Source organism: Amycolatopsis sp. GM8 (genome assembly GCF_021653975.1).
Taxonomy (GTDB): Bacteria; Actinomycetota; Actinomycetes; order Mycobacteriales; family Pseudonocardiaceae; genus Amycolatopsis_E.
Genome location: NZ_JAJKFK010000003.1, coordinates 464,596 through 486,419, shown reverse-complemented (window position 1 = coordinate 486,419; position 21,824 = coordinate 464,596). Strand labels below are relative to the sequence as shown.

General features: G+C 71.5%; 21 protein-coding genes. 17 read left to right on the top strand and 4 right to left on the bottom strand.

All coding sequences use genetic code 11. From position 1 onward, the window contains the following. Positions 1–74: 74 nt before the first annotated feature. The gene (locus LOZ83_RS15535) at positions 75–863 is read right to left on the bottom strand and encodes a metalloregulator ArsR/SmtB family transcription factor (RefSeq protein ID WP_236792096.1); all 789 of its coding nucleotides are present in this window, start codon (positions 861–863) and stop codon (positions 75–77) included. Positions 864–982: 119 nt separating this feature from the next. Here LOZ83_RS15535 and LOZ83_RS15530 point away from each other — a divergent pair, with 119 nt between their 5' ends. The 8 genes from LOZ83_RS15530 to LOZ83_RS15495 all read left to right on the top strand — a co-directional run bounded on the left by LOZ83_RS15530 (position 983) and on the right by LOZ83_RS15495 (position 10,387). Continuing rightward, positions 983–1,369, top strand: coding sequence for a hypothetical protein (locus LOZ83_RS15530; RefSeq protein WP_236791295.1), 387 nt, complete (start codon positions 983–985; stop codon positions 1,367–1,369). Further along, positions 1,366–1,701 carry an AarF/UbiB family protein gene (locus LOZ83_RS15525; RefSeq protein WP_236791294.1) on the top strand — a complete coding sequence of 112 codons (336 nt, stop codon included), beginning with the start codon at positions 1,366–1,368 and terminating at the stop codon, positions 1,699–1,701. Before LOZ83_RS15530 ends, LOZ83_RS15525 begins: the two co-directional genes overlap by 4 nt. A 13-nt stretch (positions 1,702–1,714) precedes the next feature. After that, positions 1,715–2,821, top strand: coding sequence for an AarF/UbiB family protein (locus tag LOZ83_RS15520; protein ID WP_236791293.1), 1,107 nt, complete (start codon positions 1,715–1,717; stop codon positions 2,819–2,821). Between the two features lie 25 nt (positions 2,822–2,846). Further along, entirely contained in the window at positions 2,847–4,664 is a 1,818-nt protein-coding gene (locus LOZ83_RS15515) for an intein-containing Rv2578c family radical SAM protein (protein WP_236791292.1), read from the top strand. A gap of 272 nt (positions 4,665–4,936) precedes the next feature. Continuing rightward, entirely contained in the window at positions 4,937–6,709 is a 1,773-nt protein-coding gene (gene aspS / locus LOZ83_RS15510) for an aspartate--tRNA ligase (protein WP_236791291.1), read from the top strand. A 181-nt stretch (positions 6,710–6,890) separates the two neighbouring features. Continuing rightward, the gene (locus LOZ83_RS15505; RefSeq protein WP_236791290.1) at positions 6,891–8,051 is read left to right on the top strand and encodes a phosphotransferase; all 1,161 of its coding nucleotides are present in this window, start codon (positions 6,891–6,893) and stop codon (positions 8,049–8,051) included. Positions 8,052–8,152: 101 nt separating this feature from the next. Further along, positions 8,153–8,989, top strand: coding sequence for an SGNH/GDSL hydrolase family protein (locus LOZ83_RS15500; RefSeq protein WP_236791289.1), 837 nt, complete (start codon positions 8,153–8,155; stop codon positions 8,987–8,989). Positions 8,990–9,022: 33 nt separating this feature from the next. After that, entirely contained in the window at positions 9,023–10,387 is a 1,365-nt protein-coding gene (locus tag LOZ83_RS15495) for a replication-associated recombination protein A (protein ID WP_236791288.1), read from the top strand. Between the two features lie 4 nt (positions 10,388–10,391). Here LOZ83_RS15495 and LOZ83_RS15490 read toward each other — a convergent pair whose 3' ends face one another. After that, entirely contained in the window at positions 10,392–11,408 is a 1,017-nt protein-coding gene (locus LOZ83_RS15490; RefSeq protein WP_236791287.1) for an S-adenosylmethionine:tRNA ribosyltransferase-isomerase, read from the bottom strand. After that, positions 11,405–12,082 carry an SDR family oxidoreductase gene (locus LOZ83_RS15485; RefSeq protein WP_236791286.1) on the bottom strand — a complete coding sequence of 226 codons (678 nt, stop codon included), beginning with the start codon at positions 12,080–12,082 and terminating at the stop codon, positions 11,405–11,407. The genes LOZ83_RS15490 and LOZ83_RS15485 overlap by 4 nt, the downstream gene beginning before the upstream one ends. 72 nt (positions 12,083–12,154) lie before the next feature. On the opposite strand from LOZ83_RS15485, the gene LOZ83_RS15480 reads away from it, so the two are divergent. The 9 genes from LOZ83_RS15480 (at position 12,155) to LOZ83_RS15440 (ending at position 20,952) form a co-directional block, all read left to right on the top strand. Continuing rightward, positions 12,155–13,018: an NAD(P)-dependent oxidoreductase gene (locus tag LOZ83_RS15480; RefSeq protein WP_236791285.1), complete on the top strand. Its 864-nt coding sequence runs from the start codon at positions 12,155–12,157 to the stop codon at positions 13,016–13,018. A gap of 57 nt (positions 13,019–13,075) precedes the next feature. After that, positions 13,076–13,486 (top strand): DUF948 domain-containing protein, encoded by a 411-nt coding sequence (locus LOZ83_RS15475; protein WP_236791284.1) that lies wholly within the window; start codon positions 13,076–13,078, stop codon positions 13,484–13,486. Further along, positions 13,483–13,794 (top strand): hypothetical protein, encoded by a 312-nt coding sequence (locus LOZ83_RS15470; RefSeq protein WP_236791283.1) that lies wholly within the window; start codon positions 13,483–13,485, stop codon positions 13,792–13,794. Before LOZ83_RS15475 ends, LOZ83_RS15470 begins: the two co-directional genes overlap by 4 nt. A gap of 62 nt (positions 13,795–13,856) precedes the next feature. Continuing rightward, positions 13,857–16,517, top strand: a complete 2,661-nt coding sequence (gene alaS, locus LOZ83_RS15465) for an alanine--tRNA ligase (protein ID WP_236791282.1) — start codon at positions 13,857–13,859, stop codon at positions 16,515–16,517. Then, positions 16,514–17,005: a Holliday junction resolvase RuvX gene (gene ruvX, locus LOZ83_RS15460; protein ID WP_236791281.1), complete on the top strand. Its 492-nt coding sequence runs from the start codon at positions 16,514–16,516 to the stop codon at positions 17,003–17,005. The genes alaS and ruvX overlap by 4 nt, the downstream gene beginning before the upstream one ends. Then, a complete protein-coding gene (gene mltG / locus LOZ83_RS15455) occupies positions 17,002–18,540 on the top strand; it encodes an endolytic transglycosylase MltG (protein WP_236791280.1) in 1,539 nt (512 codons plus the stop codon). Before ruvX ends, mltG begins: the two co-directional genes overlap by 4 nt. A 7-nt stretch (positions 18,541–18,547) precedes the next feature. Beyond that, positions 18,548–19,378 carry a shikimate dehydrogenase gene (locus LOZ83_RS15450; RefSeq protein WP_236792095.1) on the top strand — a complete coding sequence of 277 codons (831 nt, stop codon included), beginning with the start codon at positions 18,548–18,550 and terminating at the stop codon, positions 19,376–19,378. A gap of 35 nt (positions 19,379–19,413) precedes the next feature. Further along, complete coding sequence (locus LOZ83_RS15445; protein ID WP_236791279.1) at positions 19,414–19,986, top strand: GrpB family protein; 573 nt, start codon at positions 19,414–19,416, stop codon at positions 19,984–19,986. An 18-nt stretch (positions 19,987–20,004) separates the two neighbouring features. Next, positions 20,005–20,952: a D-2-hydroxyacid dehydrogenase family protein gene (locus LOZ83_RS15440; protein ID WP_236791278.1), complete on the top strand. Its 948-nt coding sequence runs from the start codon at positions 20,005–20,007 to the stop codon at positions 20,950–20,952. Here LOZ83_RS15440 and LOZ83_RS15435 read toward each other — a convergent pair. Next, complete coding sequence (locus LOZ83_RS15435) at positions 20,945–21,739, bottom strand: trypsin-like serine protease (protein WP_236791277.1); 795 nt, start codon at positions 21,737–21,739, stop codon at positions 20,945–20,947. The genes LOZ83_RS15440 and LOZ83_RS15435 overlap by 8 nt on opposite strands. Positions 21,740–21,824 lie beyond the last annotated feature (85 nt).

Below are 21,824 nucleotides of genomic sequence, written 5' to 3'. Positions count from 1 at the left end.
CAAACTCACCCGCGTGACGGGCAAACTCACCCGCGTGACGGGCAAACACGCCCGCGCGGCGGGCAAACACGCGGTCAGCCGCGTGGGAGGACGTCGCCGGTTTCCAGCAAGGTCTTCAGGCTCGACAGGACCGCCGGCCAGCCGCCGCTGAGCGCCTTGAACATCTCGGTCTCGGTGTCGAACCCGTCGTGGCGGACGGTCAGCTTCACGGTCTCCCCGGCGGGTTCCAGCTCGAACGTCACCTTCGACCGCTTCTCCTTGCGCAGCTCCGCCAGCTTCTCCGCGCTCCAGCCGAACATCTCCGCGTGCACCGGCTGGTAGGTGTGCCAGCTGTAGGACAGCAGCCGCGGCGGGTCGGCGGCGAGCACGACCTGGTCGAGGTCCTCGAACTCGCCGTCGCCCTCGCGCCACAGGATCGGTGAGCCCGGCTGCCAGTCGGACTTGAGCTGCGCGCCCCAGTAGCGCTGCGTGAACTCGGGTTCGGTCAGCGCCCGCCAGAGCTGCTCCGGCGTGGTGCGGATGTAGCTGACGTAGAAGAACTCGGTGCGGCTCATCGGTTTTTCCTCCAGCGTTCGTTTCAGTCCGGCGAGCGCGTGCGCGTGCCCGCGGTGGTAGGAGCTGATCCAGCGTTCGGCGATCTCGTTGACCGGCTCGGCGTTGAGGTAGTGCAACTTCTCCCGGCCCCGCCGCTCGGTCGCGACCAGCCGGGCCGCTTCGAGCACCGCCAGGTGCTTCGTGACGGCCTGCCGCGTCATGTCCAGGCCCGCGCACAGCTCGCTCAGGCTCTGGCCGTTCCGCTCGTTGAGGCTGTCCAGCAGGCGCCGCCGGCTCGGGTCGGCGAGCGCCCGGAACACCGCGTCCAGCTCACTCACAGGCAACTCCTCGGTTGCATATCCAGACATTAGGCAACCATCGGGTTGCCTGTCAAGGGCCTGTGATCCAATGGCGTCCGCAGCGAAGGCATGGCGTCGGGGGAGCGTTGATGGACTTTCTGTTCGGGCTGGTGACCGCCCTGTTCGCGGTGCTGTTCGTCGTCCTGCTCGCCGGGCTGGCACGGCGCATCCCCGGCGTCCCGGTCGGCTGGCTGCGCACGATCGTGTTCGCCGTCGTGGTGGTCAGCGCCGGCTCGTCGCTGCTGACGTTCGTGGCGAGCCGGGCCGGTCTGATCTCCGGCACCCAGGTGGTGGTCAACCCGGCCACCGCGGTCCTCGTGACCGTGCTGACCGTGGCGTGGATGTTCGTGCTCGGGCTCGCCGCGCTGGTGATCCTGGAGCTGGTGCTGCCGACGGGCAGCGTGCCCAGCCCGCTGGCGCTGCTGGCCGGTGGCGGCGGCAACGCCGGCGCGCCCGCCGCTACACCAAGATCGTGACGATCGCGGCCCGCCACGGGCTGGGCCGGTTCGTGCGGGCCGGGGCGCGGCTGGGCCGGCCGTCCGGGGAGGGCCTGGCGGACACCGCGGTCGCGCTGCGGCGCGCGCTGGAGGACGCGGGCGTCGCCTTCGTGAAGCTGGGCCAGATGCTGTCCACCCGCCGCGACCTGCTGCCCGCCGCGCTGGTGGACGAGCTGACCAAGCTGCAGACCCAGGCGCAGCCGGCGCCCTGGACCGAGATCGAGCCCGCGATCGCCGCCGCGCTGGGCCGCCCGATCGACGAGGTCTTCCGTTCGGTCGAGCCGGAACCCCTGGCGGCCGGACGGGCGTGAGGTGGTGCTCAAGGTGCAGCGGCCGAGCGCGCGCCGGCAGATCACCGCCGACCTGGACAACACCCGCGCGGTGGCCGCGACGCTGGCCGGCGACGAGCGGCTCGAGGTGCCGGAGACGTTCGCCGAGCTGTCCGGCCCGACGCTGCTGGTGATGGCGAAGCTCGACGGCGTGCCCGTCGCGGCCGCGGCCGGCCTGCTGGACACGTTCACCCGCGCCGAACGCGACGAGCTGGCGGGCGAGATCCTCGGCTCGGTACTGCGGCAGATCATGGTGACCGGGGTCTTCCACGCCGACCTGCACCCCGGCAACCTGCTGGTGCGCCCGGACCGGACGGTCGGGCTGCTGGACTTCGGTTCGGTGGGGCGGCTGGACCGGCCGGCGCGATCCGCGCTCGGGCTGCTGCTCTTCTCGATCGACCGCGAGGACCCGATCGCGGCCACCGGCGCGCTGGTCGAACTGCTCGGCCGCCCCGAGGCACTCGAGCAGCGGGCGCTGGAGCGGTCGATCGGCGAGCTGATGGTCCGCTACCGCGGTGGCGCCGGGAGTGGTGGCAGCGCGGGCATGTTCGGCGCGCTGTTCAAGCTCGTGCTCACCCACGGGTTCGCGGTGCCCCCGCAGGTGGCGGCGGCGTTCCGGGCGATCGGCGCGGTGGAAGGCACGCTCACCCTGCTCAGCCCCGGCTTCGACCTGCTGGCCGGGGCGCGCTCGGGCGGCGGTGAGGTGCTGCACGCGGTGGCGCGCCCGGAGAACGTCCGGCAGGCCCTGGAGGGGCAGCTGGCCGGGCTGCTGCCGGTCCTGCAACGGCTGCCGCAGCGGATCGGCAAGATCGCCGAGGATCTGGAGCAGGGCCGGTTCACCGTGCGGGTGCGGCCGCTGGCCGATCGCCGGGACCGCGATTTCGTCACCGACACGGCGCACCAGGTGATGGCGACGGTGCTGGCGGCGGCCGCCACCATCGGCGCGATCATGCTGCTGACCGCGGGCACCGGCCCGATGCTCACGCCCAGCCTGCGGCTGTACGAGTTCCTCGGCTACGCGTTGCTGTTCGTGGGTTTCGTGCTCGGCCTGCGCGTGCTGGTGCGGATCTTCTTCCGGCTGCCGGGCAAGCTTGACAGATAGTCGAACAAGTGTTCGACTGACCGGTATGCGATGGGACGGTCAACGCGCGGACGGCGGCACGCAGCAGGCTCTGCTGGGGCTGGACGGGCTGGTGCGCTCGGTGCGGTCGCCCGAGTTCGCCGGTGTCACGTTCCACGAGGTGCGCGCCCGCTCGGTGCTCAACCGGGTACCGGGCGAGTCGCGCATGGCGTTCAACTGGACCGTCAACCCGTACCGCGGCTGCAGCCACTCCTGCGTCTACTGCCTGGCCGGGGAAACCCCGATCCTGCTCGGTGACGGCCGCACGAAAGCGCTTTCCGAGCTGGCCGCCGGCGACGAGATCTACGGCACCGGCGCGGGCCGGTACGTGAAGACGAAGGTCCTCGCGCACTGGCGGACCGTGAAGCCCGCGTACCGCGTCCGGCTCGCGGACGGCACCGAGCTGGTCGCCAGCGGTGACCACAGATTCCTTGCCGCACAAGGCTGGACGTATGTCACCGACCTCGTTCCCGGCGACCGGCTGACCGGCACCGGCCGGTTCGCGTCCCCGCCGCCCGAGACCCCCGGGTACCGCGCTGGATACCTGCACGGGATGGGGCGCCGCCTCGCGCTCGGGCAGGCCGGGGCGCTCGACCGCACGGCGCGCTACCTCGCCGACGCGCCCGAGGTCACCGAACACGACGACGACTGGAGAAAGGGCTTTCTCGCCGGGGTCTTCGACGCGGACGGCGGCTGCGTGCACGGTGCGGTACGGGTGGCGAGCGCGAACCCGGCGGTGATCGACGCGGTTTCGCTGGCGCTCAAGCATTTCGGGTTCCCTTTCGACCTCGCCGACGCCGGCTCGGGCGTGCGGGTCGTCCGGCTCGACGGCGGTCTCGCCGAACAGCTGCGGTTCCTGCACACGACCGGTCCGGCGACGGCGCACAAGCTGTCCCTGGACGGGCTGTCGGTCGAGGGCGGCGAGGCCGTGGTCTCGGTGGAACCGGCAGGCACGCGGGAGCTGTACGACATCACCACCGGCACCGGCGACTTCATCGCGAACGGCGTCGTCAGCCACAACTGCTTCGCCCGCAACACGCACACGTACCTGGAGTTCGACGCGGGGCACGACTTCGACACCCAGGTGGTCGTGAAGATCAACGCGCCCGAGGTGCTGGCCGCGCAGCTGCGCCGCCCGAGCTGGCAGCGTGAGCACGTGGCGATGGGCACGAACACCGATCCGTACCAGCGCGCGGAAGGCCGTTACCAGCTGATGCCCGGCATCATCCGGGCGCTCGCCGGGTCCGGCACGCCGTTCTCGATCCTCACCAAGGGCACCACGATGAGCCGCGACCTCCCGCTCCTGCGGCAGGTCGCGAACGAGGTCGACGTCAGTGTCGCGGTCTCGATCGCGTTGCTGGACCGGGATCTGCACCGCAGCGTCGAGCCCGGCACGCCGAGCCCGCAGGCACGGCTCGAGCTGGTCCGCCGGGTGCGCGACGCGGGGCTGCGGTGCGGGGTGCTGATCGCGCCGATCCTGCCCGGGCTGACCGATTCGACCGAACAGCTCGACGACCTCATCGCCGCGATCGCCGACGCCGGGGCGACCAGCGCGACCCCGCTCGCGCTGCACCTGCGGCCGGGCGCGCGCGAGTGGTACGCGCAATGGCTCGCGCGGGAGCATCCCGGGCTGGTGCCGCGCTACCGCGAGCTCTACGGCCGGGGCAGCTACGTCGGCGGCCGGTACCAGCGGCTGCTCGCCGCCCGCGTCGGCCCGCTCCTGCGGCGGCACGGCTTCGGCCGCGACGAGGAGCCGCCCCGCGCCATCCCGGAGCCACGCGAGCCGGACCCCGCGCCGCGGCCGGAGCAGATGAAGCTGCTGTAGAAACCTGGTGGCGCCGCCCCCGGGGGTGTTCGTTAGCCTTGACGAGCAGCGATTCCGCTCGGTTGTGCTTTTCAGGCGGCGGAGCCGCCTGCTGTGGGCCGTCAGCTCGCACCGCCGCGGGTTCTGACGTGGTTCCTGGCGAGGACAGCTCCGACGTGGTGAATTGGCATTCATGAGGAGGAGATCCCGGAGCCAGGGGCCGCGTCAGGTTCCGCTACCCGCACCGCCACGCAAGCCGCACCTCGAGTATTTCTTCAAGGAGAGCAACCGCAGTGCTTCGCACCCACGACGCCGGCACCCTGCGTGCCGGGCACGCCGGCCAGATCGTCACGCTCACCGGGTGGGTCGCCCGGCGGCGCGATCACGGCGGGGTGATCTTCATCGACCTGCGGGACGCGAGCGGTGTCGCCCAGGTCGTGTTCCGCGAAGGCGAGATGGCCGAGCGCGGCCACCAGCTGCGCTCGGAGTACTGCGTGAAGGTCACCGGTGAGGTGAGCAAGCGCCCCGGCGGCAACGAGAACACCGAGATCCCCACCGGGGAGATCGAGGTCCTCGCCACCGAGCTGGAGGTGCTTTCCGAGGCCGCGGTGCTGCCGTTCCCGATCGACGACCGGGTCGACGTCGGCGAGGAGGTACGGCTCAAGTACCGCTACCTCGACCTGCGCCGCAGCGGGCCCGCGTTCGCGATGCGCCTGCGCAGCGACGTCAACCGGGTCGCCCGCGAGGTGCTGCACCAGCAGGACTTCGTCGAGATCGAGACCCCGACGCTGACCCGCTCCACCCCCGAAGGCGCGCGCGACTTCGTGGTGCCTGCCCGCCTCAAGCCCGGCTCCTGGTACGCGCTGCCGCAGTCGCCGCAGCTGTTCAAGCAGCTGCTCATGGTCGGCGGCATGGAGCGGTACTTCCAGATCGCGCGCTGCTACCGCGACGAGGACTTCCGCGCCGACCGCCAGCCCGAGTTCACGCAGCTCGACATCGAGATGAGCTTCGTCGAGCAGGACGACGTGATCAAGATCGGCGAGGACGTCGTCGCCGCGCTGTGGAAGCTGATCGGGCACGAGGTGCCGCGCCCGATCACGCGGATGACCTACGCCGACGCGATGTCCCGCTACGGCACGGACAAGCCGGACCTGCGTTTCGGCCTGGAGATCACCGAGCTGACCGACTACTTCGCCGACACCCCGTTCCGGGTGTTCCAGGCCCCTTACGTCGGCGCCGTGGTGATGCCGGGCGGCGGCTCCCAGCCGCGCCGCCAGCTCGACGCCTGGCAGGAATGGGCCAAGCAGCGCGGCGCGAAGGGCCTGGCGTACGTGCTGATCGCCGAGGACGGCACGCTGTCCGGCCCGGTCGCGAAGAACATCTCCGACGCCGAGCGCGAGGAGCTGGCCGAGAAGGTCGGCGCCAAGCCCGGTGACTGCGTGTTCTTCGCCGCCGGATCGCCCAGCGGCGCCCGCGCGCTGCTCGGTGCCGCGCGCGTCGAGATCGGCCACCGGCTCGAGCTGATCGACGAGGACGAGTGGTCGTTCGTGTGGGTCGTGGACGCGCCGCTGTTCGCGGCGGTCGAGGAGATCGGCGACGACGTCGCGGTCGGTTCCGGCAAATGGACCGCCGTGCACCACGCGTTCACGTCGCCGACCCCGGAGTGGATCGACAAGTTCGAGGCCGACCCGGGCCGCGCGCTCGCCTACGCCTACGACATCGTCTGCAACGGCAACGAGATCGGCGGCGGCTCCATCCGTATCCACCGCGCCGACGTGCAGAAACGCGTCTTCGAGGTGATGGGCCTGTCCGACGAGGACGCGCAGGAGAAGTTCGGCTTCCTGCTCGACGCGTTCCAGTTCGGCGCGCCGCCGCACGGCGGGATCGCCTTCGGCTGGGACCGCATCGTGATGCTGCTCGCCGGCGCGGAGTCGCTGCGCGAGGTGATCGCGTTCCCGAAGACCGGCGGCGGCTACGACCCGCTGACCGCCGCTCCCGCGCCGATCACCGCCCAGCAGCGCAAGGAAGCGGGCATCGACGCGAAACCCGCGGCGCCCAAGGCGTGAGACACGGGCCGTGACCGGTGACCGGCACGGTCGTTGCAGTCGGTGACACCCGATGCGCCGCAGTGGTGGTAGTGCCCTGCGCCGTCGGGATCAACGCGGCGCGTCCAGCCGGGCCACCGCGCTCCGCCCGCGGAATTTCGTGGTGGAGAAGGGGACAACGCCACTAGTAGGGTCGAAGACGATGACCGTGGACACTTCTGAAGAAGGCACCGCAGGCACGGCGGCGGCCGAGGATCCGGCTGTCGCGGCCGCGGTCTTGGCCGGTGAGGTGGTGCTCGCGCACCGCTTCGGCAGCGCCATCTCCCTCGTCGACCCGGTGCACCTGCCGGGCAGCGGGCCGGCGACGGTGGTCCGCGCCAGAATCCCGGCGTCGCCCTTCGGGCTGCCCCGGACCGTGGTGATCAAGCACTATCCGGACGCGGCCCCCGAGGGCGCGCCGGATCCGTTCGCCCAGGAAGCCGTGAGCTACCAGCTGTTCACCGCGCTGCAGCCGGAAGAACGGATGTGCCCCGAACTGCTCGCGCACGACGGCGCGCAGCGGGTGCTGGTGATCGACGATCTCGGGAAAGCCCCGACGCTGCACGACAAACTGATGGGCAAGGACGCGCGCGCGGCCGAGCGTTCGCTGCTGTCGTGGGCCCGCTCGCTGGGCCGGATGCACGCGACGACGGCCGGGCGCGAGGCGGACTTCGACGCGCTGCTGCGCCGCGTCGGCGGCCCGGTCAAGCACGAGGACAGCACCCCGCCCACCGCGATCGCCCAGCTGCCCGGGTTGATCGAGGAGCACATCGGGGTGTCCACCCCGGACTCCGTGCGCCGCTACGCCGAGGCCGCGTGCGTGCGCGCGAGGTCGCTGGCGTACCGCGCGTTCAGCCCGGTGGACCTGAGCCCCGACAACAATCTCGTCACCAGCGGCGGGGTCCGGTTCCTGGATTTCGAACGCGGCCGGGTGCGCAACGCGCTCATCGACGCTGCGCACCTGCGGGTGCCGTTCGCTTCGTGTAGCGAGCCGCTCGCGCTGCCGGCCGGGATGAGCGAGGCGATGGTCGCCGCCTGGCGGTCCGAAGTGGTCGGTGTCTGGCCGGGACTGTCCGACAACGACGTGCTGTTCGCGCACCTGCTGGACCACCAGCTGATGCTGGTCTGGGTGAGCACCTGGACCGTCCTCGCGGGCCGTGGCCAGAAGCCCGCCGCGCTGGTCACGTGGTGGCGCAACCTCGACGCCGAAGCGGCGCGGCTGGGCGAGCACGAGCTCGCCGAACACGCCCGCGCGGTCGCCGCGGGCCTCGACAAACGCTACGGGCCGGGCCTCGCGCTGCCGCTGTACCCAGCATTTCGGTAAGAGGTCTTGACCTCGTTACCCAGTGCTCACCACGGGTGAGTCTGCGTGACCGATGGTCTGTAGGCGTGACCGCGCTGAGCGAACAGCTTCCCCCAGCAGAAATGACGCCCCGACGGGTGCGGCGACTGGCCGTACTCGGCGATTCCACCGCCGTGGGGCTCGGTGATCCCGTGCCCGGCCGCGGCTGGCGAGGCGTCGGCCCCTTCGTGGGGCGCGCCCTGGGCATCGCGCCTGAGGGCTACCTCAACACCTCCTTCACCGGGGCCCGGATGAAGTCCGTGCGCTACGAGCAGCTGCCCGCGGCGCTCGCGCACCGGCCGGACGTGGCGCTGGTGATCGTCGGCATGAACGACACCCTGCGTTCCGATTTCGACGCGCCCGACATGGCGGCGGATCTCGACCACATCATGAGCACGCTGGGCGCGATCGGCACCGTGGTCGTGCCGGTGCGGTTCCACGACCACGGCAAGGTCTTCCGGCTGCCCGCGCCGCTCTACCGCGCGCTGAGGGGCCGGATCGACGAGCTGAACGCCGGGATCGACAACGTGGTGCACCACCACGGCATGCCGTGCCTGGACCTCGACGCCATGCCGGGCGCGTACGACCTGGCGGCGTGGGCCGTCGACCGGCTGCACCCCTCGGAGCTGGGGCACCGGATGCTGGCCCTGGGCCTGAGCGAGCGGATCGCGGAGGCGGGTATCGAGATCGTCGAGCCGGTGAGCCTGGAGTGCTCGGGCGGGATCCAGCCGACCACCGCGCAGCACGTGGCGTGGCTGCTGGTGAAGGGCCTGCCGTGGCTGTGGCGGCGTAGCACCGACCTGTTCCCGTTCATCGCGAAGATCCTCGCGGCGTCGGCGATGGAGTCCTACGTCGCCTGGCGTGACGGCACCGAGATCGCGGGCCCGGAGCCGCAGCCGAGCGCACTGCAGATCCGCTGAACAACTGTCGTACCTCCCGGTTACCGTGGTGGGGTGCAGCAGGACGAACTCTTCACCGTGAACCCGGACCTCGAACGGCCCGACCCGGTGGAAGCGCCGCGCGAGCCGGTCATCCCGGCCGGGTCGCCGCTCGCGGTCCGGATGCGGCCACGCACCCTCGACGAGGTGGTGGGGCAGCAGCACCTGCTGCGTGAAGGCGCCCCGCTGCGGCGGCTCGTCGAGGGCGCGGCCCCGGCGTCGGTGCTGCTCTACGGCCCGCCGGGCACCGGCAAGACGACGCTGGCGAACCTCGTGTCCACCGTGACCGGGCGCCGCTTCGTCGCGCTGTCGGCGCTGTCGGCCGGGGTCAAGGAAGTGCGCGGCGTCATCGAAGAAGCACGGCGCCGCCGGATGTACAACAGCGAGAACACGGTGCTGTTCATCGACGAGGTGCACCGGTTTTCCAAGACGCAGCAGGACGCGCTGCTCGGCGCGGTCGAGGACCGGACGGTGCTGCTGGTCGCGGCCACCACGGAGAACCCGTCGTTCTCGGTCGTCTCGCCGCTGCTGTCCCGTTCGCTGGTACTGCAACTGCGGCCGCTGACCGACGACGACGTGCGCGAGCTGATTCAGCGCGCGCTGGCCGACGAGCGCGGCCTGGCCGGTGAGCTGGAGCTGACCGAAGAGGCGCGGGAACACCTGGTGCGCCTGGCTTCCGGGGACGCGCGCCGCGCGCTCACCGCGCTCGAAGCGGCCGCCGACGCCGCCGCGGCCACCGAGCACCAGACGATCGGCCTGGCCACCGTCGAGTCCACAGTGGACAAAGCCGCGGTGCGGTACGACCGGGACGGCGATCAGCACTACGACGTGATCAGCGCGTTCATCAAGTCCATCCGCGGGTCCGATGTGGACGCCGCGCTGCACTACCTGGCGCGGATGATCGAGGCGGGGGAGGACCCGCGGTTCCTCGCCCGCCGGCTCGTCGTGCACGCCAGCGAGGACGTTGGCCTCGCCGACCCGACGGCGCTGCAGGCCGCGGTCGCCGCCGCGCACGCCGTGCAGTTCATCGGCATGCCGGAGGGGCGGCTCGCGCTGGCCCAGGCGACGATTCACCTTGCCACCGCACCGAAGTCCAACGCGGTGGTGATGAGCATCGACAGCGCGCTCGCCGACGTCCGCGCCGGCCGGATCGGCACCGTGCCGCCGCACCTGCGCGACGGGCACTACGCGGGCGCGGCCAAACTGGGCAACGCGCAGGGCTATCGGTACCCCCATGACGTGCCCGAAGGTGTTCTGCCGCAACAGTATCCGCCGGACGAGCTGGTCGGGCGCGACTACTACGAGCCCACCCAGCGCGGTGCGGAGCGCACGCTCGCCGACCGGGTGCCGAAGCTGCGCCGCACGGTGCGCGGGGAGTGACGGTTCACGGCAGGAACACTGTCGAGTCTCCGAATTCGTGCCATAGATAACGCTGCCGCACCGCGGCCTCGTAGGCCGCCTCGACGAGAGGACGCCCCGCGACCGCTTCCAGCAGCAGAAGATGGCTGGCTTCCGGCGCGTGCAGACCCGTGACCAGCCCGCCGACCACCCGGGCCGGGCGGTCCGGGCCGAGCACCAGCTCGGTCCAGCCACTCGCCGCCCGCATCGACCCGTCCGGTCCCGCGGCGCTTTCCAGCGCCCGGACGACGGTGGTGCCGACCGCGACCACCCGCTGCCCGGCCGCGCGCACGACGTCGACCAGGCGCGCGGTGGCCGCCGGCACGGCGAACCGTTCCGCGGTCGGCGGTTCGTGCAGTTCCGGGCTCGACACCCCGGCGTGCAGCACGATGGGCGCGACGATGACGCCGCGAGCCATCAGCCGCACCAGCAACGGTTCGGTGAACGGCCGCCCGGCGCTGGCCATCTCCGCGCTGCCCGGCTCGGTCGCGTACACGGTTTGGTAGTCCCGCAACGGAAAACGGCCCGCGAGGTAGCCGTAGCCGATCGGGCGGCCGTACCGCGGCAGGTAGCTCCGCGCGGACACCCGCGGGGAGGCGGCGGCGCGCCAGAGCCGGGCCGACAGGTGATGCCCGAGCAGCGTCAGGGTGACGTCGCCGGGCAGGCGCAGCTGATCGCCGGGACGCAGCGACAGGTCCGGACCGCTCGCGTCGGACAGCCGCACCTCGACCACCCAATCGCCGTCGTCCAGCGCGGTCGAGACATGCACCGGTGCCGGTTTTCCGTTGTCCCGCAGGGCATCCAGCGCGGCGGGCAGGGTCGCCGAGGTGTTCACGACGACGAGATCGCCGGGTTCGAGCAGCTCCGGCAGATCGTGGAACCGCCGGTGCTGGACCACCCCCGGCCGCGCGACCAGCAGCCGCACCCCGTCGCGGGGCAGACCCCGGCGTTCCGGCGGGCGCCCGGCCTCGCTGTCCGGCGGCAGCGTGAACGGGATCGTCATGCCGGCACCCCGGCGGCCTGGTAGCGGCCGCTCGCCAGCTCGCCCTCGACGAGCCGCAGCAGCGCGGGCACCACCGTCTCCGGATCGGGCCGGTCGGAGATGTCCTCGCCGGGGAACGCCTGCTGGTGCAGGTCGGTGTTCATGCCGCCGGGATCGAACGCGTAGACCCGCAGCTGGGGCTCCTCGGCCGCGAGGATCGCGGTGAGCTGGTCCAATGCGGCCTTCGACGAGCCGTAGCCGCCCCAGCCCTCGTACGGCTCGACGGCCGCGTCCGAGCTGATGTCGATGATCCGGCCGTGGCGGCGGCGCAGACCCGGTAGCAGCAGCTGGATCAGGGCCAGCGGAGCGAGCGTGTTGACCGCGTATACGCGCTGCAGTTCGGCGAGCGGGTAGGCGGCCAGCGCGGGCTGCGGGCTCGGCCCGAGCGCGCTCGCGTTGTTGACGAGGAGGTCCACGTCGCCTGCAGCGGCGAGGATTTCCTCGCGGTGCCCGGGATCCGTCACGTCGCCGGGCACGCAGCGCACCCCGGTCCCGGCGAGGGCGTCCCGCAACCGGTCGCCGTCGCGCGCGTCCGCGACGACCTGCCAGCCCCGCTTCGCCAGTTCCCTGGCCAGGGCGAGCCCGAGCCCGCGGGAGGCACCGGTGACGACCGCGGTCTTCGTGTCAGTGTCCATGCCGCCAGCATGAAACCTCGACTTAACTGGAGGTCAAGTTTGGCCGGTTCGCCGAGAGGGAACAACGGGGCCATGACCGACACCACTGTCGCCGTGCTCGGCACCGGGATCATGGGCGCGCCGATGGCCGCGAACCTCGCCGCGGCCGGGCTGACCGTCCGCGCCTGGAACCGCACCCGTGCCAAGGCGGAGCCGCTCGCCGGGAAGGGCGTGGAGATCGCGGACACGCCCGCGGGCGCGGCGGCGGGCGCGGACTTCGTGCTCACCATGCTCGACGACGGCAGTTCCGTGCGGGAGGTCGTCGAGGACGTGCTCCGGCCCGGTGCGGTGTGGCTCCAGACGAGCACCGTGGGCATCGAATGGACGGCCACGCTTGCCGCGCTCGCGGAGAAGGCGGGCGTCCCGTTCGTCGACGCGCCCGTGCTCGGCACGAAGCAGCCCGCGGAACAGGGCGAGCTCGTCGTCCTCGCGTCCGGTCCGGAAGGCCTCCGGGAAAAGTGCGCGCCGGTGTTCGGCGCGATCGGCGGCCGCACCCTGTGGCTCGGCCCGGCGGGCGCCGGCAGCAGGCTCAAGCTCGTCGCGAACGCGTGGGTGCTCGCGCTCACCAACGCGACCGCCGAGAGCGTGGCGCTCGCCGGAGAACTGGGCGTGGACCCGAAGCTCTTCCTGGACGTGATCAGTGGCGGCGCGCTCGACGTGCCCTACGCCCACCTGAAGGGCGGCGCGATGATCTCCGGCGAGTACCCGCTGAGCTTCGCGACCCGCCACGCCGCGAAGGACGCACGGCTCGTCCTCGCCGCCGGCGGCGAAGGTCTCGACCTGGGCGGAGTCCGCGCCGCGCTCGCGCATCTCGACGCCGCGCAGGACGCGGGACACGCCGACGAAGACATGGCGGCCGTCTACTACGGCCTGCGCGTGGGGTTGCCCGGCCGGTAGCGGCGGCGCACGGTAGCCTGACCGGCATTCGAGCCGCGCCACTTCGAGGAGGACCCCGTGTCGGCAGGGCAGATCGCCGCGCTCATCGCCGCCGGTGCATTCGTGCTGCTGGTGATACTGCTCGCGATCCCGTTGATCAAGCTCGGCCGCACCCTGGACGAGGCGACCGTGGCCATCCGCAAGGCGCACGAGAACTCCGACCCGATCCTGATCGGGGCCAACGACACGATCACCCACGTCAACACCCAGCTCGAGCGGGTCGACGGGATCACCGCCAACGCACAGGCGGTCACGGGCAACGTGTCGGCGCTCTCCTCGGTGTTCACCGCGACGCTGGGCAGCCCGCTGGTCAAGACCGCCGCGTTCTCTTACGGCGTCAGCAAGGCCATCCGCGCGCGCCGCAAGGCCAAGGAGAACGCGGAAGGGCGGCACACCCGCGGCGGTCGCAAGGGGAGCAGCAAGTCATGAAGCGGCTATTCTGGCTGGGGGTGGGTGTCGTGGCCGGGGTCGCGGTCACCCGCAAGGCGGGCCAGGCGGCCCGCCAGGCCACACCGGCCGGACTGGCGGAGAACCTCGGCGACGCGGCACGGGAGCTGGCGGGCGCCATCGGTTCGTTCGGCGCCGACGTCCGGGCCGGTATGAGCGAGCGTGAGCGGGAGTTGCGGGACATGGTGGACGAGCGGTCGGGCGTGCCTTCGGCGCGGCCCGGCGCGAGCACGGCCGGGCGGCACGCCACCCGGCCCCGCCCGGCGCGAGCGCGCCGGGCGGAGAGCTGAGTTCTTCGCGCGCTCTTCGCCGCCGCCGTCCGCCCCCTGCCCGCACAGCCAAGGAAGACCCAGTGGAAACACACGAGATCAGCAAGCGATTCCTCGAACACTTCGAGCGCAACGGCCATACCCGCGTACCCAGCGCGTCGCTCATCCTGGACGACCCGACGCTGCTGTTCGTCAACGCCGGCATGGTCCAGTTCAAGCCGTACTTCCTCGGTGAGGTCCCGCCGCCGTACCCGCGCGCCACGAGCATCCAGAAGTGCGTGCGCACCGGCGACATCGACGAGGTCGGCAAGACCACCCGGCACAACACGTTCTTCCAGATGGCCGGGAACTTCTCCTTCGGCGACTACTTCAAGGAGTCCGCGATCTCCTTCGCCTGGGACTTCATCACGAAGTCGCAGGCCGACGGCGGGCTCGGCCTCGACCCGGGCCGCATCTGGGCGACGGTCTACGAGCACGACGCGGAGACGACCGCGTTGTGGCGCAAGGCCACCGACATCCCGGAGAGCCGCCTGCAGCTGCGCGGCGCCGACGACAACTACTGGGACATGGGCGTGCCGGGTCCCGGCGGCCCCTGCTCGGAGATCTACTACGACCGCGGCCCGGAGCACGGCCGCGAGGGCGGTCCCGCCATGGACGAGGACCGCTACCTGGAGATCTGGAACCTCGTCTTCATGCAGGAGATCCGGGGTGAGGTGAGCCCGAAGAAGGGCGGCCCCGTCCTCGGCCCGCTGCCGAAGAAGAACATCGACACCGGCATGGGCATCGAGCGGGTGGCGTACTTGCTGCAGGGCGTGGACAACGTCTACGAGACCGACCTGGTGCGCCCGGTGATCGCGAAGGCCGAGGAGTTCTCCGGCCGCCGCTACGGCACCGACCACACCGACGACGTGCGCTTCCGCGTCATCGCCGACCACGCGCGCTCCGGCGTGATGCTGATCGGCGACGGCGTCACCCCGGGCAACGAGGCGCGCGGCTACGTGCTGCGCCGCCTGCTGCGCCGGATCGTCCGCTCGATGCGCCTGCTGGGCGTGCACGAGCCCGTGCTGCCCGGGTTCGCCGCGGTGGTGCGCGACGCGATGTCGCCGTCGTACCCGGAGATCGCGCGCGACTTCGACCGGATCAGCGACGTGATGCGCGTCGAGGAGGAGGCGTTCCTCGCCACCCTCACCAGTGGCTCGCGGATCTTCGACCTCGCCGCCGAGGAGACGAAGGCGGGTGGCAGCAACATCCTGGCCGGGGACAAGGCCTTCCAGCTGCACGACACCTACGGCTTCCCGATCGACCTGACCCTCGAGATGGCTTCGGAGCAGGGCATCGAGGTCGACGAGGACGGGTTCCGCACCCTGATGGAGGAGCAGCGCCAGCGCGCGAAGGCGGACGCGGCGGCCCGCAAGAAGGGCCACGGCGACCTGTCGGTGTACCGGGATCTGCTGGAGCGCCACGGCGAGACCGATTTCCTCGGCTACACCGACCTGCAGGCCACCTCGAAGGTCATCGGCCTGCTGAAGGACGGCCAGGGCGTGCGTAGCGTCCGCGCGGGCGACAAGGCCGAGCTGATCCTCGACCGCACGCCGTTCTACGCCGAGAGCGGCGGCCAGGTCGCCGACACCGGCGTGCTCGTCGGCGACGGCGGCGAGGCGAAGGTCCTCGATGTGCAGAAGGTCGTGCCCGGCCTGTTCGTGCACCGGGTCGAGGTGACCGAGGGCGAGATCGGGCTGGACACCGAAGTGACCGGTTCGGTCGACGGTGCCCGCCGCGGCTCGATCGAGCGGTCGCACTCGGCGACCCACCTCGTGCACGCGGCGGTCCGCGGCGCGTACGGCCGCCGGGCGGCACAGGCCGGTTCGCTCAACTCGCCCGGCCGGATGCGCTTCGACTTCACCACACCCGGCCCGGTGTCGGCCGACGTGCTGACCGAGGTCGAGGAGGAGGTCAACGACTACCTCCAGTCCGACGTCGAGGTGCGCAGCTACGTCACGACCAAGGACAAGGCGCTCGAACTCGGCGCGATCGCGCTGTTCGGCGAGAAGTACGGCAACGACGTGCGGGTGGTCGACATGGGCGACTACTCGCGCGAGCTGTGCGGTGGCACGCACGTCGGCCGGATCGGTGAGCTGGGCCTGGTCAAGCTCGTCGGCGACTCCTCGATCGGCTCGGGCGTGCACCGGGTGGAGGCGCTGGTGGGCACCGACGCGCTCCGGCACGTGCGCAAGGAGCAGCTGCTGGTCTCGCAGCTGGCGGGCACGCTGAAGGTGCCCACGGCCGAGCTGCCCGCGCGCGTCGAGGACGTGCTCACCCGGCTGCGCAACGCGGAGAAGGAGATCGAGCAGCTCAAGACTCAGCAGGTGCTGGGCTCGGCGGGCTCGCTGGCGGACTCCGCCCGCGAAACCGGTGGCGTGCTGCTGGTGGCGGAAAAGGTGGACGGCGAGATCGACGGCGGCGGGCTGCGGTCGCTGGCGACCGAGGTGCGGGGCCGGCTCGGCTCGCGCCCCGCGATCGTCGCGCTTTTCGCGCCACAGGAGGGAAAGCTGAGCTTCGTCGTGGCCACCAACGCCGAGGCGCGCGACAAGGGCTTCGCGGCGGGGAAGCTGGTGCCCTCGTTCGCGCCGGAGATCGGCGGCCGCGGCGGCGGCAAGCCGGACATGGCGCAGGGCGGTGGCACCGACCCGGCTGGTATCGAGCGGGCGATCGCCGCGCTGCGGGACACGGTCGCCGCGGGGTGACCACACCGAAAGCCGACCGGCCCGGGGAGTTCGATCCCGGGGCCGGTCGTCGTCTTGCGGTCGATGTCGGCTCCGTCCGGGTCGGTGTGGCGCTGAGCGATCCCGCCCCCGTCCTGGCGACCCCACTCGTTACCCTGTCGCGTGATGCGCACGACGACAGCGATCTCACTCAGCTGGCCCGGCTCGTTTCCGAGCACGAGGTGGTGGAGGTGATCGTGGGACTGCCCAGAACCCTCGCGGACCGCCACGGCTCCGCCGCCGAGATTTCCGTTGCCTATGCCGGAAAACTTGCCGGCCTGGTGGCCCCGGTGCCGGTGAGATTGGCCGACGAACGCTTGACCACGGTCAGCGCGGCACGCATGCTGTCGCAGCGCGGCGTCAAGGGACGCAAGCAGCGCGCGGTGGTGGACCAGGCCGCCGCGGTCGAGATCCTGCAGGGCTGGCTGGATGGCCGGGCCGCCTACCTGGCTCGGGAGGGCCGATCGTGAGCCGAGAGCTTCCGCCGCCTGGTGGCCGACGGCGGCGCCCGGACGGCACCCCGCCGCCACCGCCGCCCCGCCAGCAGCCACGGCACCGGCGCGCCATGCCGCCGGAACAGCCCCCGCCGCCGCCCGGCCGGCCCCGGCCGCTGCGGCCCGACCACGGGCTGGACCTGTTCGACGAGCGTTCGATGCCGCCCCGGCCGGTGCCACCGCAGCACCAGCCGCAGCCGCCGCGCGCGCGCCGCCCGCCCGAGATCCCGCCGGACGAGCGCCCGACCGAGGTCATCCCGGTCGAGGACATCGAGTACTACGAAGACGACTACGCCGACGAGGACGAGTACGCGGACGACTTTCCCGACGAGGAAAAGGCCGAGCCCGAGTACATCGAGCCCGAGGACGGCGGCGACGAGCCGCCCCGGCGCCGCAGCGTGGGCGGCCGGCTCATCCGCTGGGTCGCCGCGCTCGCGGTGATCGCGGTCATCGGCGGCGGCGCCTGGTACGGCATCCAGCAGATCTTCGGCTACGACGACTACCCGGGCACCGGGGACGCCGACGTGGTCATCGAGATCGGCCAGGGCGACTCGACCAACGCGATCGGCGCCGAGCTCACCACCGCCGGCGTGGTCGCGAGCGGCAAGGCCTTCGTGAAGGCCAGCTCGGACAACCAGAAGGTGCTGAGCCTGCAGCCCGGCTACTACGCGATGAAGACCAAGATGTCCGGCGCCGCCGCGGTCGCGAAGCTGACGTCGCCCGATGCCCGGGTCGGCGTGCTCCAGGTCCGCGCGGGCACCCAGCTCGACGATGTCACCCAGCCCGACGGCACGGTCACGCCCGGCGTGTTCTCGTTGCTGTCCAAGGCTTCCTGCGCGCAGCTGAACGGCCAGAGCACCTGCGTGTCCGTCGACGACCTGCGCAAGCTCGCCGCGAGCGCGGACCTCAAGGCGATGGGCGTGCCGGACTGGGCGGCGGGCGACGCGGCCAAGAGTACCGACAGCCGCCGCATCGAGGGCCTGGTCGCGCCCGGCGTGTACGACGTCAAGCCCGGCTGGAAGGCCGACGAGCTGCTCGGGTACGTGCTCAAGAGCTCGGCGACCAAGATCCAGGCCGCGAGCCTCGCCGCGTCCACCACGGTGAACGGGCAGAACCCGTACCAGGTGCTGGTGATCGCGTCGCTGATCGAACGCGAGGGCGTCAACCAGGACTTCGAGAAGATCTCGCGGGTGATCTACAACCGGCTCGCCACGAACATGCGGCTGCAGCTGGACTCCACGGTGAACTACCTGCTGGACAAGCCGGTCGTGACGACGACGGACGCCGACCGCACCCGGCCCGGCCCGTACAACACCTACCTGAACGCGGGTCTGCCGCCCACCCCGATCGGCTCGCCCAGCTCGGACGCCATCAAGGCGGCGCTGCAGCCCGCGGACGGGAACTGGGTGTTCTTCGTCAAGTGCGAGAAGAACGGGTTGTCCTGCTTCGCCTCGACGGCCGCCGAGCACCAGCAGAACATCACGCTCGCGAAGCAGCGCGGTGCCTACTAAGGCCGCCATCCTCGGCAAACCGGTGGCGCACTCGCTGTCGCCGGTGCTGCACGGGGCCGCCTACCGGGCGCTCGGCCTGGTGGACTGGACCTATGAGCGGGTCGAGATGGACGCGGACGGGTTGCCGGGGTTCGTCGCCTCGCTGGGCCCCGAGTGGGCTGGGCTGTCGGTGACCATGCCGGGTAAGCGGGCCGCGCTCGAGTTCGCCACGGACTCGAGCCCCCGCGCGGTCGCGGCGGGGGCGGCGAACACCTTGGTGCGCAAGGATTCCGGCTGGTTCGCCGACTGCACGGACATCGACGGGATCATCGGCGCGTTGCGTTTCGCGGGCGGGTTCGCGGCGCCGGCCGGGTCGACGGGGGTGATCCTCGGCGGTGGCGGCACGGCGTCCGCGGCCGTGGTGGCCTTCGCTGGGCTGGGCGTCACCCTGGCCCGGCTGGTCGTGCGGGATCCGTTGCGAGCCAAGGAAACCGTCGACGCGGCGCGGCGGGCCGGGGTCGAGACCGACGTGCTCACCTGGGGCGAGGTGGACTTCGCGAAGCTGGTCTCGGACGCGTCGGTGCTGGTGAGCACCGTGCCGTCGGCGGCGGTCGCGCCGATCGCCGGCGAGCTGGCCGCGGCCGGCTGTGTCCTCGACGCCATCTACCACCCGTGGCCCACCCCGCTGGCCGACGCGGTCGCCGCCCGCGGCGGGCGGATCGCGACCGGGCTGGACATGTTGCTGCATCAGGCTTTCGGCCAGGTGGAGCAGTTCACCGGCCGCCCGGCGCCGCGCGAGGCGATGCGGGACGCGCTGCGGACGGCGACGGAAAACGTGTTGCCGCTGCCGGTGGCCTGAGTTACGTTGGCGGACTGCCTTCAGGAAGGACAGTCATGCCCAAAACTGGTGAGGCCTACTCCGACGACGAGATCCACGACTCCTGGGTGACCGAGCCGCCGGTGCTCAACAGCACCGTCACACTGGCCGAGTACGACCCGGAATGGCCGCGGCTCTACGAGCGCGAGGCCGCCCGGATCCGCTCGATCCTGGGGGACCGCGTCGTCCTGCTGGAGCACATCGGTTCCACCTCGGTGCCCGGCCTGTGCGCCAAGCCGATCATCGACGTCCTGCTCGTCGTCCCCGATTCCAGTGACGAGCCCGTGTATGTCCCGGCGCTCGAAGCCGCGGGCTACCGGCTGGTGATCCGCGAACCGCACTGGAACGAGCACCGGTGCTTCAAGGGCCCGGACACGAACGTCAACCTGCACGTCTATTCGCCCGGTTGTGAGGAGATCGACCGGTACCTGACGTTCCGGGAACGCCTGCGCGGCAACGACTCCGACCGCGACCTGTACGCCCGCACGAAGCGCGAGCTGGCGTCGCGCACCTGGAAGTACATCCAGCACTACGCCGACGCGAAGAACGACGTCGTCGCCGACATCCTCAGGCGGTCGCCCCGGGGCTGAGCGGGTACCGTCGGGCGGGTGAAGATCGCGATCCTCGACGACTATCAGAACGTGGCACTGGATCTCGCCGACTGGAAGTCCCTCGGCGCCGAGATCGAGGTGTTCACCTCGCACATCGCCGACCCGGACGACCTGGTGGCCCGGCTCGCCGGGGCCGAGGTCGTCGTCGCGATGCGCGAGCGCACCCGCTTCCCCGCGGACGTGCTCGCCCGGCTGACCGACCTGAAACTGCTGGTCAGCACCGGCCAGCGCAACGCGGCGATCGACCTGAAGGCCACCGAGCGGCACGGGATCCTGGTGTGCGGCACCGGTTACCTGTCGCATCCGACGGCCGAGCACACCTGGGCGCTCATCCTCGCCGCGGCGCGTCACCTCGACGTGGAGCTGCCCGCGATGCGCGCGGGCGGCTGGCAGAGCACGGTCGGCATCCCGCTGCACGGGCGCACGCTCGGCCTGCTGGGGCTGGGCCGGCTCGGTTCGCGGGTGGCGAAGGTCGGGCAGGCTTTCGGGATGGAAACCATTGCCTGGAGCCAGAACCTGACCGCCGAACGCGCCGCCGAGCACGATGTCGCGGCCGTGTCGAAGGAAGAGCTGTTCGCCCGCGCCGACGTGCTGTCGGTACATCTCGTTCTCAGCAAGCGCACCCGTGGTCTCGTCGGTGCCGCCGAGCTGGCGCTGATGAAGCCGGACGCGCTGCTCGTGAACACCTCGCGCGGCCCCATCGTCGACGAGGCCGCGCTGGTGGAAGCGTTGCGCGACAAGAAGATCGGCGGGGCGGCGCTCGACGTGTTCGACGCCGAGCCGCTGCCCGCCGGCCATCCGTTGCGCACCTTGGACAACGCGGTGCTCACGCCGCACCTGGGCTACGTCACCCAGGACGTGTACGAGATCTTCTTCCGCGACGCGGTCGAGGACATCGCCGCCTACCAGGCGGGCAGCCCGGTGCGGGTGATGAGCCTTACCTGATCACCGTCCCGCCGGAGCTGATCCGGGCCTTGATGTTGTCCGAGAACGACTGCACCTCGCCGTAGACACCGGGGAAGCCGGGCTCGGCACAGCCCTGGCCCCAGCTGACGATGCCGACCTCGATCCAGTTGCCCGACGCGTCCGATTTCACCATCGGGCCGCCCGAGTCACCCTGGCAGGTGTCCACGCCGCCCTGGGCGTAGCCGGCGCACAGCTCGTAGGCCGGCTGCAGGTCGCTGCCGTAGGACTGCTGGCACGACGAGTCGGACACGAACGGCACGGTCGCGTACTTCAGGTACCGGGACTGGCCGCCGCCCTCGGTGGTCGAGCCCCAGCCCATGATCGTGAAGTTCCCGGTGTTGAGCGAGGTCTGGCCCTGGCCGGCGATCGTCAGCAGGGGCGCCGACGGGGCCGACGCCAGCTCGATCAGCGCCCAGTCCTGCGCGCCGGTGCTGGCGTACTGCGGGCTGCGGTAGACGTAGGCCGACCGGATCGACTGGCCGCCGCTGCCCTGCAGATCCACCTTGCCGGTGGTGGCGGTGATGCTCGAGTTGGTGCCGGTGCCGTTGACACAGTGCGCGGCCGTGAGCACCACCTTCGACGCGACCAGCGCGCCGCCGCAGCCCATCGAGAGCCGGACCATCCACGGGAACTGGCCCTGGGCCGCGTTCTGGCCGCCCACGACGAACGGCTGGGCCGCGTCCGCCGTGCCGGTGGCCACCGTGGCCAGTGCCGTCGCTAGTACGCCGAGGCCCACCAGGGCGCGGCGCAACCGGGAAAACCGCATGACGAAAGACCTCCGCAGGGGTGAGGGAATCGCGCGCTGAAAAGCAACGCTGCGAAAGAAAAACTATCGGCCCGCGAAGTGTGTC